This is a genomic window from Citrobacter sp. CK206 (assembly GCF_030333125.1).
GTDB lineage: Bacteria > Pseudomonadota > Gammaproteobacteria > Enterobacterales > Enterobacteriaceae > Citrobacter_B > Citrobacter_B koseri.
Map to the genome: position 1 here is coordinate 107,636 of NZ_JAOWGM010000026.1, position 16,510 is coordinate 124,145.

Genomic DNA, 16,510 nt, shown 5'->3' on the forward strand with positions numbered 1-16,510 from the left:
AGAGAAAAGGCTGGCTTTCATATTGAGGATGCGATGGATAATTTCCAGAAAGATATTGATGACAGGGCTAACTTAACCCTGTCTAACCGCTTTGAACTGCTGTTATTCCGTCTCGGCACATCGCTGCATGAGCAGAAGTCGGAGCTATTTGGCATCAACGTATTCAAACTGCGCGAAATTGTGCCAATGCCCACATTTACGCGCCCTGCCGGAATGAAAGCCCCACTTTTAGGTATGGTCAACATCCGCGATCAGGTGATCCCGGTCATCGACCTGCCCGCCGTGGCCGGGTGTAAACCGGAGAACGGGCTTAACATCCTGCTGATCACCGAATATGCGCGCAGCGTACAGGCATTTGCGGTGGAGTCCGTCGAGAATATTATGCGTCTGGACTGGCAGCAGGTGCATACCGCCGAGAAAGCGGTTAACGGCCGCTATATCACCAGCATTGCCTGTCTGGATGAAGACAAAGAGACCAACAACCTGGCGCTGGTGCTCGACGTAGAGCAAATTCTCTATGATATCGTGCCGTCAAATCACGACTTGCGCGCCACCAATTTGAAAACCAGCAAGTTCAACATCACGCCGGGTGCGGTGGCGATTGTGGCAGAAGATTCTAAAGTTGCCCGCGCCATGCTGGAGAAAGGGCTGAATGCGATGGAGATCCCGCATCAGATGCACGTTACCGGTCAGGATGCCTGGGAGAAAATCCAGCAACTGGCGAAAGAAGCGGAGGCGGAAGGCAAACCAATTAGCGAGAAAATCGCCCTGGTGCTAACCGACCTCGAAATGCCGGAGATGGACGGTTTCACCCTGACGCGTAAGATCAAAACCGACGAGCGCCTGAAGAAGATTCCGGTGGTGATCCACTCTTCCCTTTCCGGCAGCGCCAACGAAGATCATGTGCGTAAAGTTAAAGCGGATGGTTATGTCGCGAAGTTTGAAGTCAACGAACTGTCGTCGGTGATTCAGGAAGTAATGGAACGCGCCGCGCAAAACGTCAGCGGGCCGCTGGTCAGCCGTCAGTTGCTGAGTTAACGTCCTGACGTTCAGAGCATAAAAAAACCCGCCGCGGCGGGTTTTTTCGTTTCTGCTTTCGCTTACATCAGCGGCGTAGCTAACTGCACGATGCTAATCAGTGGTTGCGGGTAGATACCCAGCACCAGAACCAGCAGCGCGGAGATCAGAACCACAATACCGCCCGCGCTGTACTGCCAGTTAGACGGCGCATCGCGGTTAAGCTGCTGCGGCGCGCTCAGATAGAGGCTTACCGCAACACGCAGGTAGTAGTAGAGACCAATCGCGGAACCGACCACCACCGCGGCAACCAGCCACCACAGGCTGGCCTGTACACCGACCGCCAGTACGTAGAACTTGCCGATAAAGCCCAGCGTCATCGGGATACCCGCCAGAGAGAGCATCATCACGGTCATCACCGCCGCGAGGATCGGGCGATGCCAGAACAGACCACGGTAGGAGAACAGTGAATCGGCATCCGGGCCACGGAACGGGCTGGACATCAGGCTGACCACGCCGAACGCGCCGAGGCTGCTGAACAGATAACCGGCCAGATAAACGCCAACGGCTTCCATCGACATCTCGCCGCTTTGCAGGGCGATCAACGCCACCAGCAGATAGCCGAGGTGAGAAATAGAGGAGTAACCGAGCAGACGCTTAATGTTGGTCTGGCTCAGCGCCATCAGGTTACCGAAGATGATGGAGGCAAAGGCAATCACGCCCAGCACGATACGTACCGCTTCACTGTCACCTACCGGCGCGTACAGGAACAGACGCATCACCACGCCGAAGATAGCGATTTTGCTCGCCGTCGCCAGGAAAGTGGAAACCGGCGCAGGCGCGCCCTGGTATACGTCTGGCGTCCACAGGTGGAACGGCACCAGCGAGAGTTTAAAGCCGAGACCAACAATCATCAGACCGAAGCCCGCCAGCAGCAGCGGTTCGTGCAGCATGCCGTCGCCGAGGCTCTTACCGAGCGCGACAAACGACAGGTTGCCAGACTGCGCGTACACCAGCGCCATACCGAACAGCAGGAAGGAAGACGCTGCGGCAGACAGAATGGTGTATTTGATACTGGCTTCCAGCGAGCGTTTCTGACGGAAGGCGTAACCAATCAGGCCAAACAGCGGCAGAGAGATCAGCTCAATACCGAGGAACAGCGCCGCCAGGTGGTTGGCGTTCGCCAGCAGAATACCGCCCAATGCGGCAATCAGCACCAGCAGGTAGAACTCTTCCTGGTTGTCGTTATAGCCTTCAAGCCACGGATAGGCAAAGGTACAGGTGGCAAGACTCGCCAGCAGAACCAGCCCGGTGTAAAGCATGGCGAAACCGTCAACGCGCATCAGCGGAGTGACGTCCATCGCGCCCGCCTGGCCAACAAACCAGAGCGAAACCAGCGCAGCGTTAAGCCCAATGACCGACAGCGTGGCATTGAGGAAGTGATTGCGTCGCCACGCAATGGAGAGCATCACAACCACCACCGTCAAGCCGACGATCAGCAGCGGTAGCAGCGCAATCAGGTGTTGTGGAGTTATTGTCATGGCGATTTACGGCCTTGTAGTAGTAACGGAATTAACAAACCACTGCTGGATGTTGCTCATCGCAGAATGCGAGGTATCCAGAATCGGCTGCGGATAGAAGCCAAGCAGTACCAGAAGCACGACCAGCAACAGGATGATAAACAGCTCTCGCAGCGACATCCCTGGCATGTCCTGGCTGGCAATCTGGCTCTTCGCTTTACCGAAGTAAGCGCGATGCAGCATCGCCAGCGAGTAAACGGAAGCAAACACCAGACCAAAGGTTGAGATCACGGTAATGACCGGAACCACCTGGTAGCTACCGAACAGAATCATAAATTCGCCAACGAAGTTACCGGTGCCCGGCATACCGAGCGTCGCCACCGCGAAGAACATCGACAGCGCAGGCAACCATTTAATTTTGCTCCACAGACCGCCCATCATACGCATATCACGCGTATGCAGACGTTCGTACAGCTGACCACACAGGATGAACAGACCCGCTGCCGACAGACCGTGCGCAATCATCTGGATTACAGCGCCCTGGTACGCCAGCTGGCTGCCGGTGTAGATAGCAATCAGTACGAAGCCCATGTGCGAAACGGAAGTGTACGCAATCAGACGTTTAATGTCGTACTGGGTGAAAGCCATCCACGCGCCGTAGAAGATGCCAATCACACCCAGCCACATCGCAATCGGCGCAAACTCGGCAGAGGCGTTCGGGAACAGCGGCAGCGAGAAGCGCAGCAGACCGTAAGCCGCCGTTTTCAGCAAAATACCGGCGAGGTCAACGGAACCTGCGGTCGGCGCCTGGGAGTGCGCGTCCGGCAGCCAGCCGTGCAGCGGAACCACCGGCATTTTCACCGCAAACGCGATGAAGAAGCCCAGCATCAGCAGGTATTCCACCCCGTGCGACATCGGCGTTTTCAGCAGGTCTTCGTAGTTGAAGGTCCAGACGCCGGTCGCATTGTGGTGTACAAACACCAGCGCCAGGATGGCAATCAGCATCACCAGACCGCTCGCCTGGGTATAGATGAAGAACTTGGTAGCCGCCGTGATACGCGTTTTACCGTCAGAGGCTTTGTGCCCCCACAGCGCGATCAGGAAGTACATCGGCACCAGCATCATTTCCCAGAAGAAGAAGAACAGGAACATGTCGATGGCAAGGAACACGCCGATAACGCCGCCCAGAATCCACATCAGGTTCAGGTGGAAGAAGCCCTGATATTTTTCGATTTCATTCCAGGAGCAGAGTACCGCCAGAACGCCCAGCAGACCGGTCAGCACCACCATCAGCAGCGACAAACCGTCGATAGCCAGATGGATAGAGATGCCGAAGCGCGGGATCCACGGCAGAATGAACTCAGACTGCCACTGCGGAATGCCAGCGGCTTGCGTCAGTGAATAGCCGCCCTGCAACCACAGTTGCAGGCCAAGCGCCAGCGTCAGTCCCATGGTGATCAGCGCAATCCAGCGCGGCACCTTCACGCCGAAGCGTTCGGTCTGCCAGCACAGAAAGCCACCGATAAAGGGAATTAATATTAGCCAGGGTAGTAACATGGCGATCTTTATTCCTTGTTAAAGTCCCATCAGGACCTGATTTTCAACGAATTCTCACAACAGAAAATTCACTTCGGATTGCGGCCTTTTTTGCCCGGTGGCGCTAACGCTTACCGGGCCTACAGATTCCCGTGGGTCGGATAAGCGCCAGCGCCATCCGACATCAACCCACAATCCTCAAACTCAACGCAGTACCATCAACAGCGCCAGCACAACGACCGCACCGATGCTCATGGATGCCACATACCAGCGCAGATATCCGTTCTCGCTGAGCAGCAGGCCTTTACCTGCAAAGCGGGAAAGGATAGCCGGAACGTTCATCAGCGCATTGAGCGGGTCGCGTTTCAGCAGCCAGGCGACGCCGAGGAATGGTTTCACGAACACTTTGTCGTACAGCCAGTCGAAGCCCCAGGCGTTATACCACCAGGTGCCCAGCAGACGGCCCGGCGCACTGTTGGCGACAGAAGTCACCAGAGTACGTTTACCCAGCCACAGCCATGCGGCAATCAGGATGCCGACAATCGCAACCACGCCGGAGGCAATTTCCAGGGTCATCACACGACTATGCTCAAGCTCGGTCGTCTGCGGCAGCACACCCTGCAACGGCGGCACAATCAGCGCGCCAACAAAGGTGGACAGTACCATCAGCACAATCAGCGGCAGGTGATGCGTAATCCCCTTCCCTGCATGAGCGTGAATTTGTTCTTTACCGTGGAACACGATGAAAATCATACGGAAGGTGTACAAGGAGGTCATGAACGCACCGACCAGACCTGCAACCATCAGATTGATATGACCATTCGCCATCGCGCCAGCCAGAATCTCATCCTTACTGAAGAAGCCGGCGGTAATCAGCGGCAGAGCCGACAGCGCCGCGCCACCCACCAGGAAGCAGAGATAAACCAGCGGAATAGACTTACGCAGGCCGCCCATCTTGAAGATGTTCTGTTCGTGGTGGCAGGCCAGAATCACCGAGCCGGACGCCAGGAACAGCAGCGCTTTAAAGAAGGCGTGCGTCATCAGGTGGAAAATCGCCGCATCCCACGCCTGGACGCCCAGCGCCAGGAACATGTAGCCAATCTGGCTCATGGTGGAGTAAGCGAGAACACGTTTGATGTCGGTCTGCACCAGCGCGGCGAAACCGGCCAGCACCAGCGTAATCGCCCCAACGATCCCCACCAGATGCAGCACTTCCGGCGTCATCAGGAACAGGCCGTGGGTACGGGCAATCAGGTAAACACCGGCGGTAACCATCGTCGCAGCGTGGATCAGCGCGGAGACAGGCGTCGGGCCCGCCATCGCGTCTGCAAGCCAGGTCTGCAACGGCAGCTGCGCAGATTTACCTACCGCACCGCCCAGCAGCATCAGCGTCGCCCACATCAGCATGTTGTTGCCGTCGGCGAAGTGCGCTGGCGCCAGTTCCACCATTTCGCGGAAGTTCAGGGTGCCCAGTTCGTTGTACAGAATGAACAGCGCAAACGCGAGGAACACGTCGCCCACACGGGTCACAACAAACGCTTTCATTGCCGCAGCGCCATTCTTCGGATCGGTGTAGTAGAAACCGATCAGCAGATAGGAGCACAGACCCACGCCTTCCCAGCCGAGGTACATCAACAGCAGGTTATCGGACAGCACCAGAATAACCATGCTGGCGATAAACAGGTTGGTGTAGGCGAAGAAGCGGGAGTATCCCTCTTCACCGCGCATATACCAGGAGGCGAACATGTGGATCAGGAAACCCACGCCGGTCACTACCGAGAGCATGGTCAGCGACAGGCCGTCCAGCACCAGGTTGAAACCGATGTTGAAATCACCCACCGACATCCACGTCCACAGCGGCTGGCTGAACGCCTGCTTGCCGTTAGCGAAGAAGTCAACGCCGACAAACGCCGTCACCAGCGCCGCCAGGCCAATGGAGCCGACGCCCACAGTCGCGGAGAGGTTTTCCGACCAGCGACCGCGAGAGAACGCCAGTAATACAAAGCCAATCAATGGCAGAATAATGGTTAAGGCAAGCATGTTCATCCACGCATCTCACTTACTGAATCGATGTTCAGGTTCTGGCGACGGCGATGAAGTTGCAGTAACAGCGCCAGGCCAATACTCGCCTCCGCAGCCGCAAGGCTGATGGCGAGAATGTACATCACCTGACCATCCGTCTGGCCCCAGTAGCTCCCGGCGACCACGAAGGCCAGCGCGGAGGCGTTAATCATGATTTCCAGCCCAATCAGCATAAACAGCAGATTGCGGCGGATAACCAGACCGGTTAAGCCCAGCACGAATAAAATCGCCGCGAGGATCAGTCCATGTTGTAAGGGGATCATGCGTGCTCCTCCGTTTTTCTTTTCGCGCTGTCACCAGGACGGTTGCTCAGCACTTCGCCCACACGCTCTTCGCGACCGACGTGGAAGGCGACAACCAGACCGGCCAGCAGCAGCATAGAGGCCAGTTCGACCGCCAGAACGTAAGGCCCAAACAGCGAGATACCGACCGCTTTGGCGCTAATTGGCGTACCGTCGATACCCTGGTCGTTGACGCCCAGAATGGCGTACACGATCACCACCAGCATGATGGCCGACAAAATCGCCGGGCCAATCCACACCTGCGGTTTCAGCCACTGGCGTTCCTGTTCGATTTCCGAACCGCCGAGGTTGAGCATCATGACCACGAACACGAACAGCACCATGATGGCGCCCGCATAAACGATAATTTCCAGCGCACCGGCAAAGTAAGCGCCCAGCGAGAAAAACACCCCGGAAATCGCCAGCAGCGAAATAATCAGATACAGCAGCGCGTGTACCGGATTGGTATGGGTGATGACTCGCAAGGTTGCGAGAATGGCGATCAGGCCACAGATATAAAAAGCGAACTCCATTGCCCCTCTCCTTACGGTAACAGGCTCTTGACGTCGATAGGCTTGGCTTCGTTCTCTGCTTCGCCCTTATCTTTGCCGTCGATTGCCATACCTGCCATCCGGTAGAAGTTATATTCCGGGTATTTGCCCGGACCGGAGATCAGCAGATCCTCTTTCTCATAAACCAGGTCCTGGCGCTTGTACTCACCCATTTCAAAATCGGGGGTGAGCTGAATGGCCGTCGTCGGACAGGCTTCTTCGCACAGGCCGCAGAAAATGCAGCGTGAGAAGTTGATACGGAAAAACTCAGGATACCAGCGACCATCTTTCATCTCTGCTTTTTGCAGCGAGATACAGCCTACCGGGCAGGCTACCGCACATAGGTTACAGGCAACGCAACGCTCCTCGCCGTCCGGGTCGCGCGTCAGCACGATACGACCACGGTAACGAGGCGGTAGATAGACCGGCTCTTCCGGGTACATCTGCGTTTCGCGTTTCGCGAACGCATGCAGGCCGATCATCCAGATACTGCGTACCTGGGTGCCGAAGCCTACTAACAATTCTTTTAAGGTCATGGTCTTTGTGCCCCTTATTGCGCCTGCCAGAGAATGACAGCCGCCGTTACCAGCAAGTTGATGAGCGTCAACGGCAGGCAGACTTTCCAGCCGAAGGACATTACCTGGTCATAACGAGGACGCGGTAACGACGCACGAATCAAAATGAACATCATCATAAAGAACGCGGTTTTCAGCGCGAACCAGATGAATGGCGGTAAGAACGGGCCATGCCAGCCACCGAAGAACAGCGTCACCATCAGCGCGGAGATAGTAACGATACCGATGTATTCCCCCACGAAGAACAGACCGAATTTCATACCGGAGTATTCAATGTGATAACCATCGGCCAGTTCCTGCTCGGCTTCCGGCTGATCAAACGGATGACGGTGACACACCGCCACGCCCGCGATGGCAAAGGTGACAAAACCAAAGAACTGCGGAATAACGTTCCAGATATCAGCCTGGTTGTTGACGATGTCGGTCATATTAAATGAACCGGCCTGCGCCACCACGCCCATCAGGGAAAGCCCGAGGAACACTTCGTAGCTGAGCGTTTGTGCTGATGCACGCATCGCCCCCAGCAGCGAGTATTTGTTGTTGCTCGACCAACCGGCGAACAGCACCGCATACACCGCCAGGCCCGCCATCATCAGGAAGAACAGAATCCCGATGTTCAGGTCAGCGACAACCCAGGTCGGGCTAACCGGAACGATAGCGAACGCCAGCAGCAGCGAGGTAAAAGCGATCATCGGTGCCAGGGTAAAGATGACGCGATCCGAGAATTTCGGGATCCAGTCCTCTTTAAAGAACATTTTGATCATGTCCGCGACCAGCTGGAGCGAACCGCCCCAGCCAACGCGGTTTGGCCCATAACGGTTCTGGAACAGACCCAGCAGACGACGTTCGCCAAAGCTCATGAATGCCCCGCAGGTGACCACCACCAGCAGGATCACCACCGCTTTGAGAATGCTCAGCAGGATCTCGATCAGATCCGGTGTAATCCAACTCATTGTTGCGCCTCCTGCAGATTCTCAAGACGACCGCCCGCCAGAACCGGCGCGATGCCAGGCATACCCATCGGCAATCCGACCTGCCCTGCCGTTAAGCCTTCAGCGATTTCAACCGGCAGCGTTACCGTATTGCCGTCGTAGCTGAAGGAAACGCGCGTTCCCGCATTCACGCCCAACTTCGCGGCATCAGCCGGGTTGAGTTTGATGTACGGTTGCGGCATACGGCTCTGGAAGACCGGAGAGCGCTGCGACATTTCGTCACTGCCAAACAGGTGATAGTACGGCGCGATACGCCACTGACCATCCTGCGCCTGGAAGCTGGCCGGAACGGTAGTGAAGTAATCAAGACCGTTTTCAGATGCTTCAATCAAACGCACGCCCGGATCGCCATGACGCAGTTTGCCGCCCACTTCATCCTGGAACTTGTTCCACGCCTGTGGGGAGTTCCAGCCTGGCGCCCAGGCAAACGGAATCTGCGAACGCGGCGCGCCCGGCTGGTTGTTCCCTTCCATTGAGAAGGCGAACATGGTGTCTTTATCCTGCGGCTGACGCGGCTCGTGAACGCTGATGTTAGCGCGCATCGCGGTACGACCGCTGTAACGGTGCGGCTCACGCGCCAATTTCTGCCCGCGAATGCGGAAGGTCGCGTCCGGCGCGGCATCTTTAATGCCCGCCAGTTGCGGCATTGCGGCGATCGCGGCGTCAATAACGTGGTCCAGTTGCGTCCAGTCCACCTCGCGGTTCTGCACGGTGCTGTGCAGCGAGTGCAGCCAGCGCCAGCTTTCCAGCATCACGGTGTTGCTGTCGTAATAGGCCGGGTCATAAACCTGGAAGAAACGCTGCGCGCGGCCTTCGTTGTTGATGACCGTACCGTCGCTTTCCGCAAAACTTGCGGCGGAGAGCACCAGATGCGCATTCTCCATAATCGCCGTGCGCTGATGGTCAATCACCATCACCAGCGGCGCTTTTGCCAGCGCGGCATTTACGCGAACGGCGCTTGCATGGCGGTGCAGATCGTTTTCCAGCACCACGACAGCGTCGGCACGACCGGTTTCCAGTTCGGTCAACGCGTCGTCCAGCGAACCGCCGCCCATCATGCCCAGCCCCATGCTGTTGACCGAACGGGCAATCATGGTGATGCCGACATCCGAACCACGGCCTTTCAGCGCTTTCGCCACGTTGGCGGCCGCCTGAATCACTTCCGCGCTACCGGCGTTGGTGCCGGAGATAATCAGTGGTTTCTTCGCACCCGCCAGCGCCTGAACGATGACGTCGATTTTGTTCTGCAAATCGCTGCTGATGCCGTCGACCACCGGTGCGCTGTCGTCCAGCGCATGAGCGATGGCAAAGCCTAAACGCGCCTGATCTTCCACCGGCGCACGGTAAGTCCATGCCGCGATGTCGTCCAGACGGGTGTTGTCAACGTTGGTCACAAACAGCGGATGCTTAGCGCGCTGGCCGATATTGAGGATGGCCGCAATCTGCCAGTCGGCCACTTTCTGGGCCGCCGCCATTTCACGCGCTTTGCCTTTCACCGCCTGGCGAACCGCCAGCGCAACGCGCGCGCCGGTCTGGGTAATATCTTCGCCCAGCACCAGTACCGCATCGTAAGATTCGATGTCACGCAGCGCCGGAGTATGAATGCCGCCTTCGCGCAGCACTTTCAGCGCCAGTTGCAGACGTTCCTGCTCGCCCTGAGCGATACCGGTATAGAAGTTATCCGCGCCCACCAGTTCACGCAGCGCGAAGTTGCTCTCAACGCTGGCGCGCGGAGAACCGATGCCGATCACCTTCTTCGACTGACGCAGAATATCCGCCGCGCCCTGCATCGCCTGTTCGGCGTTGAGGGTGATCAGGTCATCGCCACGACGCTGAATCGGCTGACGAGGCCTGTCTTTCAGGTTCACATAACCATAACCGAAACGACCACGGTCGCAGAGGAAGTAGTGGTTAACGGTCCCGTTGTAACGGTTCTCGATACGACGCAGTTCGCCGTAGCGCTCGCCCGGGCTGGTGTTACAACCGATGGAGCACTGCTGGCAGATGCTTGGCGCAAACTGCATGTCCCACTTACGGTTATAACGCTCGGAGTGCGTTTTGTCGGTGAATACGCCGGTCGGGCAGATTTCTACCAGGTTGCCGGAGAATTCGCTTTCAAGCGTACCGTCTTCAGGACGACCGAAGTAGACGTTGTCATGCGCGCCATATACGCCCAGATCCGCGCCGTCTGCGTAGTCTTTGTAGTAACGCACGCAGCGGTAGCAGGCGATACAGCGGTTCATTTCGTGAGAGATGAACGGCCCCAAATCCTGGTTGCGGTGAGTACGCTTAGTGAAACGGTAACGACGGAAGTTGTGGCCCGTCATCACGGTCATATCCTGAAGGTGGCAGTTACCGCCCTCTTCACAGACCGGACAATCGTGCGGGTGGTTGGTCATTAACCATTCCACCACGCTTTCGCGGAACTGTTTCGCTTCTTCGTCATCAATAGAAATAAAGGTGCCGTCGGTGGCAGGCGTCATACAAGACATCACCAGGCGACCACGCGTATCTTCCGCGTTTTGATATTGCTTCACCGCACACTGGCGGCAAGCACCGACGCTACCCAGCGCCGGGTGCCAGCAAAAGTACGGAATATCAAGGCCGAGGGACAGACATGCCTGTAGCAGGTTGTCTGCGCCGTTGACCTCATATTCTTTGCCGTCTACATGAATCGTAGCCATAGTCAGCATGCTTCCAGTTGGCTTAGTCAGGGACTAAGCGTTAATCGAATGACTTATCGCGATGCAGGGGTAAGCCCGCAATTACCAGCGCTCTTTCAGCAGGTTCGGCTGTATACCACCAATCACATGGGTATTGCTGAACGGCTGCTTGATGCCAGCTTCGAATTCTTCGCGGAAATATTTAATGGCGCTCTGCAACGGTTCGACCGCGCCTGGCGCATGCGCACAGAAGGTTTTACCCGGCCCGAGGAAACGACACAGTTGCTCAAGTGTCTCGATATCCCCAGGCTGGCCTTCGCCGCGTTCCAGCGCACGCAGAATTTTTACACTCCACGGCAGACCGTCGCGGCACGGCGTACACCAGCCGCACGATTCACGCGCAAAAAACTCTTCCAGGTTACGCACCAGCGACACCATGCCGATTTCGTGGTCAACGGCCATCGCCAGCGCCGTACCCAGACGGCTGCCCGCTTTACCGATGCTTTCAAATTCCATCGGCAGGTCGAGGTGCGCTTCAGTCAGGAAGTCAGTGCCCGCGCCGCCTGGCTGCCAGGCTTTGAATTTCAGGCCATCGCGCATGCCACCGGCGTAATCTTCGAGGATCTCACGCGCGGTAGTGCCGAACGGCAGTTCCCACAGTCCCGGATTTTTCACGCGACCGGAGAAACCCATCAGCTTGGTGCCCGCATCTTTGCTCTTCGAAATGTTCTGATACCACTCCACGCCGTTCGCGAGGATCGCCGGGACGTTACACAGCGTTTCCACGTTGTTGACGCAGGTCGGCTTGCCCCATACGCCGGAGCTTGCCGGGAACGGCGGCTTAGAGCGCGGGTTGGCGCGACGACCTTCGAGGGAGTTAATCAGCGCGGTTTCTTCACCGCAGATGTAACGCCCTGCCCCGGTGTGGACAAACAGTTCGAAGTCGAAACCGGTGCCCATGATGTTTTTGCCGAGCAGACCGGCTTCGGTCGCTTCCGCGATTGCGCGGCGCAGATGCACAGCCGCTTCGATGTATTCGCCACGCAGGAAGATGTAGCCACGGTACGCTTTCAGGGCAAAGGCGGAGATCAACATACCTTCCACCAGCAGGTGCGGCAGTTGCTCCATCAGCAGACGGTCTTTATAGGTGCCCGGCTCCATTTCATCGGCGTTACACAGCAGGTAACGGATATTCATGGATTCATCTTTCGGCATCAGGCTCCACTTCAGACCGGTGGAGAAGCCCGCGCCGCCGCGCCCTTTCAGGCCAGCGTCTTTCACCTGATTGACGATCTCGTCAGGAGACAGCCCGGTCAGCGCTTTACGCGCGCCTTCGTAGCCGTTTTTACTACGGTATTCGTCCAGCCATACCGGCTGCTTGTCATCACGCAGACGCCAGGTCAGCGGATGCGTTTCGGGAGTACGGATAACGTTTTTCATTTATACCGCTCCAGTAGTTCGGGAATGGCTTCCGGGGTCAGATGGCTGTGAGTATCCTCATCAATCATCATGTTCGGCCCTTTGTCGCAGTTCCCCAGGCAACAGGTCGGCAGCAGCGTAAAGCGACCGTCAAAGGTCGTCTGCCCCGGCTTGATATTGAGTTTTTTCTCCAGCGCGGCCTGGATCCCCTGATAACCGGTGATATGGCACACCACGCTGTCACAGTAACGGATCACATGGCGACCGACCGGCTGGCGGAAGATCTGGCTGTAGAATGTGGCGACGCCTTCGACATCGCTCGCCGGAATACCCAGCACGTCGGCGATCGCGTAGATCGCGCCATCCGGCACCCAGCCACGCTGCTTCTGTACGATTTTCAGCGCTTCAATGGACGCCGCACGCGGGTCTTCGTAGTGGTGCTTCTCGTGCTCAATGGCTTCACGCTCTGCCGCACTCAGCTCAAAAGCCTCGGTTTGTGGTTGTTGATTCTCGTGCATAATTAGCGGTCCACATCTGACATAACAAAATCGATACTACCTAAATGAACGATCAGGTCAGACACCAGGCTGCCGCGCACCGCCACCGGAATCTGCTGCAAATGCGCATAGCTCGGGGTACGGATACGAGTACGGTAACTCATAGTGCTGCCATCGCTGGTCAGGTAGTAACTGTTAATACCCTTGGTCGCCTCTACCATCTGGAAGGATTCATTCGCAGGCATGACCGGGCCCCACGACACTTGCAGGAAGTGGGTGATCAGGGTTTCGATATGTTGCAGCGTGCGCTCTTTCGGCGGCGGCGTCGTCAGCGGGTGATCCGCTTTGAACGGGCCTTCCGGCATGTTATTGAGGCACTGCTCAAGGATGCGCAAACTCTGACGCAGCTCTTCGACTTTCAGCATCACGCGGGTATAGCAGTCGGACACGCCGCCGCCAACCGGGATTTCAAAGTCAAAGTTTTCGTAGCCAGAGTACGGACGTGATTTACGCACGTCGAAATCAATACCGGTCGCACGCAGCGCGGCGCCTGTACAGCCCCAGTCCAGCGCTTCTTTCTTGCCGTAAGCGGCAACGCCCTGAGAACGCCCTTTCAGGATGGTGTTGCGCAGCGCCGCTTTCTCGTAGGAGTCCAGACGCTTCGGCATCCAGTCCAGGAAATCGCGCAGCAGGCGATCCCAGCCGCGCGGCAGGTCGTGCGCGACGCCGCCGATACGGAACCAGGCCGGGTGCATACGGAAACCGGTGATCGCTTCCACCACATCGTAAATTTTCTGACGGTCGGTAAAGGCGAAGAAGACCGGGGTCATCGCGCCGACGTCCTGAATAAACGTCGAGATGTACAGCAGGTGGCTGTTAATGCGGAACAGTTCGGAGAGCATAACGCGAATCACGTTTACGCGATCCGGTACGGTAATACCCGCCAGTTTTTCTACCGCCAGTACGTACGGCATTTCGTTGACGCAGCCGCCGAGGTATTCGATACGGTCGGTATACGGAATGTAGCTGTGCCAGGACTGGCGTTCGCCCATTTTCTCAGCGCCACGGTGGTGGTAGCCGATGTCAGGCACGCAGTCGACAATTTCTTCGCCATCAAGCTGAAGAACGATACGGAATGCGCCGTGTGAGGACGGGTGGTTCGGACCGAGGTTGAGGAACATAAAGTCCTCGTTTTCGGTGCCGCGTTGCATCCCCCAGTCTTCCGGTTTGAAGGTCAGCGCTTCCATCTCCAGATCCTGCTTGGCTTTGGTCAGCTCAAACGGATCGAATTCGGTAGCGCGCGCCGGGTAGTCTTTACGCAGCGGATGCCCTTCCCAGGTCGGCGGCATCAGCAGACGCGTCAGGTGCGGGTGGCCGTCAAACGTGATGCCAAACATCTCCCAGGTTTCACGCTCGTACCAGTTGGCGTTCGGGAAGAGTTTGGTAAACGTCGGCACATGCAGGTCGTTTTCAGACAATGCCACCTTGAGCATGATGTCGCGATTGCGGTCTATTGAGATCAGGTGGTAGAAAACGGAAAAATCCGCAGCGGGTAACCCGTCGCGGTGCGTGCGCAGACGCTCGTCCATGCCGTGTAAGTCAAACAGCATGACGTAAGGTTTCGGCAGTTTCTTTAAGAAATCGCCAACTTCCAGTAATTGTTCACGCTTGACCCAAACAACGGGTACCCCGGTGCGGGTCGCCTGAACGGTAAAGGCATCCGGCCCAAAACGGTTGCGCAGTTCGCCAATGACCGGGTCATCCAGATGATCCCGGGTTTGCCATACAGCGTCTTGCGCGGTTAAGTCGGTCATATTGTTCACCATTGCAAATGGTCCGTGGTAGTCGGCAGTGCTTCGCGTTATTTATGTAGTGATAAGCGAAGTGAAGTCTGCTGCCGACAGGCGCAAATTAAATCTCGTCTGGTGTACGTAGATTCGTTACTGCAATGCGTTCGCCGCGTTTACGTTCGCGCTCTGACTGCATATTGGCGCGATAAACGCCCTGATCGCCAACCACCCAGGAGAGCGGACGACGTTCTTTGCCAATTGATTCCTGCAACAACATCAGCGCCTGCATGTACGCTTCGGGGCGCGGCGGGCAGCCCGGGATATACACATCTACCGGGATAAATTTATCAACGCCCTGCACAACCGAATAAATATCGTACATACCGCCAGAGTTAGCGCATGCCCCCATGGAAATCACCCACTTCGGCTCCAGCATCTGGTCATACAAACGCTGAATAACAGGCGCCATCTTGGTAAAGCATGTTCCCGCTACCACCATCAGGTCGGCCTGACGCGGCGAAGCACGCAGTACTTCCGCGCCGAAGCGCGCCACGTCATGCACGGCGGTAAAAGAGGTCACCATCTCGACATAGCAGCAGGAAAGGCCGAAGTTATACGGCCAAATTGAATTCTTACGACCCCAGTTAACCATGTCATGCAGCGCGTGTTCGAGCTTGCCCATGTACACGCTTTTGTTGATTTCTTGCTCCAGGGGGTCGGTTACGATCTCCTGTTTTTGCAGGGGGTAACGGTCATTCTCACCGTTGGGATCTATGCGGGTGAGCGTATAATCCATCTTAATGCCTCGCGGTTAGCGTTGACGATTAGCGATACTGTTCGTTTCCGGGTTCATACGCTCGCGGCGTGAACGCGCGGGCGTCCAGTCCAGCGCGCCAATACGCACCAGATAAACCAGACCAGCCAGTAACACAAAAATAAAAATTGCAGCTTCCACAAAGCCTACCCAACCGCTTTCACGGATAGAGGTCGACCATGCGAACAGATACAGCGCTTCAACGTCGAAGATAACGAAGAACATGGCTACCAGGTAAAACTTGGCAGACAGGCGTAAGCGGGCGGAGCCGACCGAGTCGATACCCGATTCAAACGGGGTGTTTTTCGACCTCGCGCGTGCGCGACCGCCTAAAAACCAACCGCCGACGAGCATCAGGCAGCACAGGCCAATGGCAATAATAAGAAAGATAGCGAATGCCCAGTGATGAGCGATGATTTCAGTGGATGTTGACATACTCATTGCTTACTCATCAAAAGTAGCGCCAAATTCTCTGCTCTTTTCGGCAGATGAACGCCACATCGATTCATGGGGAGGAATAAAAAAAACCTTACAATCACTGTAGAAAATGATTAAACAGCTAATTGATGTGGTTTTTTACTCCTTTCTATAACCTTTTGTCAACTTTAACAAAAGTTTCCTCACATTAATTTACATCGACCCAACACCATTAACATTTAATGCCATTTTGACTGATTTCGATCGCATCACCAGCCCGAATTTAATGTTGTTGAATCGTGTCCGTTGTGAAGTAAATGAGATAATACACTCCTATTTTGACAGGATTTTACGCA

General features: G+C 56.3%; 14 protein-coding genes. 1 reads left to right on the top strand and 13 read right to left on the bottom strand.

The genetic code is table 11. From position 1 onward, the window contains the following. Nucleotides 1-33: 33 nt before the first annotated feature. Nucleotides 34-1,038, top strand: coding sequence for a chemotaxis protein (locus tag OGX81_RS10650; protein ID WP_012131502.1), 1,005 nt, complete (start codon nucleotides 34-36; stop codon nucleotides 1,036-1,038). Nucleotides 1,039-1,100: 62 nt separating this feature from the next. On the opposite strand, the gene nuoN is transcribed toward OGX81_RS10650, so the two are convergent. The 13 genes from nuoN to nuoA form a co-directional block, all read right to left on the bottom strand. Continuing rightward, nucleotides 1,101-2,558: an NADH-quinone oxidoreductase subunit NuoN gene (gene nuoN / locus OGX81_RS10655; RefSeq protein WP_012131501.1), complete on the bottom strand. Its 1,458-nt coding sequence runs from the start codon at nucleotides 2,556-2,558 to the stop codon at nucleotides 1,101-1,103. A 6-nt stretch (nucleotides 2,559-2,564) separates the two neighbouring features. Beyond that, nucleotides 2,565-4,094, bottom strand: a complete 1,530-nt coding sequence (nuoM, locus tag OGX81_RS10660) for an NADH-quinone oxidoreductase subunit M (RefSeq protein ID WP_012131500.1) — start codon at nucleotides 4,092-4,094, stop codon at nucleotides 2,565-2,567. 183 nt (nucleotides 4,095-4,277) lie between these two features. After that, nucleotides 4,278-6,119 carry an NADH-quinone oxidoreductase subunit L gene (gene nuoL, locus OGX81_RS10665; RefSeq protein WP_012131499.1) on the bottom strand — a complete coding sequence of 614 codons (1,842 nt, stop codon included), beginning with the start codon at nucleotides 6,117-6,119 and terminating at the stop codon, nucleotides 4,278-4,280. Next, nucleotides 6,116-6,418 (bottom strand): NADH-quinone oxidoreductase subunit NuoK, encoded by a 303-nt coding sequence (nuoK, locus tag OGX81_RS10670; RefSeq protein WP_000612644.1) that lies wholly within the window; start codon nucleotides 6,416-6,418, stop codon nucleotides 6,116-6,118. Before nuoK ends, nuoL begins: the two co-directional genes overlap by 4 nt. After that, complete coding sequence (gene nuoJ / locus OGX81_RS10675) at nucleotides 6,415-6,969, bottom strand: NADH-quinone oxidoreductase subunit J (protein ID WP_012131498.1); 555 nt, start codon at nucleotides 6,967-6,969, stop codon at nucleotides 6,415-6,417. Before nuoJ ends, nuoK begins: the two co-directional genes overlap by 4 nt. An 11-nt stretch (nucleotides 6,970-6,980) precedes the next feature. Beyond that, entirely contained in the window at nucleotides 6,981-7,523 is a 543-nt protein-coding gene (gene nuoI / locus OGX81_RS10680) for an NADH-quinone oxidoreductase subunit NuoI (RefSeq protein WP_012131497.1), read from the bottom strand. A gap of 14 nt (nucleotides 7,524-7,537) precedes the next feature. Next, nucleotides 7,538-8,515: an NADH-quinone oxidoreductase subunit NuoH gene (gene nuoH, locus OGX81_RS10685; protein WP_012131496.1), complete on the bottom strand. Its 978-nt coding sequence runs from the start codon at nucleotides 8,513-8,515 to the stop codon at nucleotides 7,538-7,540. Further along, the gene (gene nuoG, locus OGX81_RS10690) at nucleotides 8,512-11,238 is read right to left on the bottom strand and encodes an NADH-quinone oxidoreductase subunit NuoG (RefSeq protein WP_104869116.1); all 2,727 of its coding nucleotides are present in this window, start codon (nucleotides 11,236-11,238) and stop codon (nucleotides 8,512-8,514) included. Before nuoG ends, nuoH begins: the two co-directional genes overlap by 4 nt. A gap of 81 nt (nucleotides 11,239-11,319) precedes the next feature. Beyond that, nucleotides 11,320-12,657: an NADH-quinone oxidoreductase subunit NuoF gene (gene nuoF / locus OGX81_RS10695; RefSeq protein WP_012131494.1), complete on the bottom strand. Its 1,338-nt coding sequence runs from the start codon at nucleotides 12,655-12,657 to the stop codon at nucleotides 11,320-11,322. Further along, the gene (gene nuoE, locus OGX81_RS10700; RefSeq protein ID WP_012131493.1) at nucleotides 12,654-13,154 is read right to left on the bottom strand and encodes an NADH-quinone oxidoreductase subunit NuoE; all 501 of its coding nucleotides are present in this window, start codon (nucleotides 13,152-13,154) and stop codon (nucleotides 12,654-12,656) included. Before nuoE ends, nuoF begins: the two co-directional genes overlap by 4 nt. A gap of 2 nt (nucleotides 13,155-13,156) precedes the next feature. Then, on the bottom strand, nucleotides 13,157-14,959 hold the full coding sequence (gene nuoC, locus OGX81_RS10705; protein WP_012131492.1) for an NADH-quinone oxidoreductase subunit C/D: 1,803 nt from the start codon (nucleotides 14,957-14,959) through the stop codon (nucleotides 13,157-13,159). An 85-nt stretch (nucleotides 14,960-15,044) separates the two neighbouring features. Next, nucleotides 15,045-15,719, bottom strand: coding sequence for an NADH-quinone oxidoreductase subunit NuoB (gene nuoB, locus OGX81_RS10710; protein ID WP_012131491.1), 675 nt, complete (start codon nucleotides 15,717-15,719; stop codon nucleotides 15,045-15,047). 15 nt (nucleotides 15,720-15,734) lie between these two features. Next, a complete protein-coding gene (gene nuoA, locus OGX81_RS10715) occupies nucleotides 15,735-16,178 on the bottom strand; it encodes an NADH-quinone oxidoreductase subunit NuoA (protein ID WP_012131490.1) in 444 nt (147 codons plus the stop codon). Between the last annotated feature and the right edge of the window lie 332 nt (nucleotides 16,179-16,510).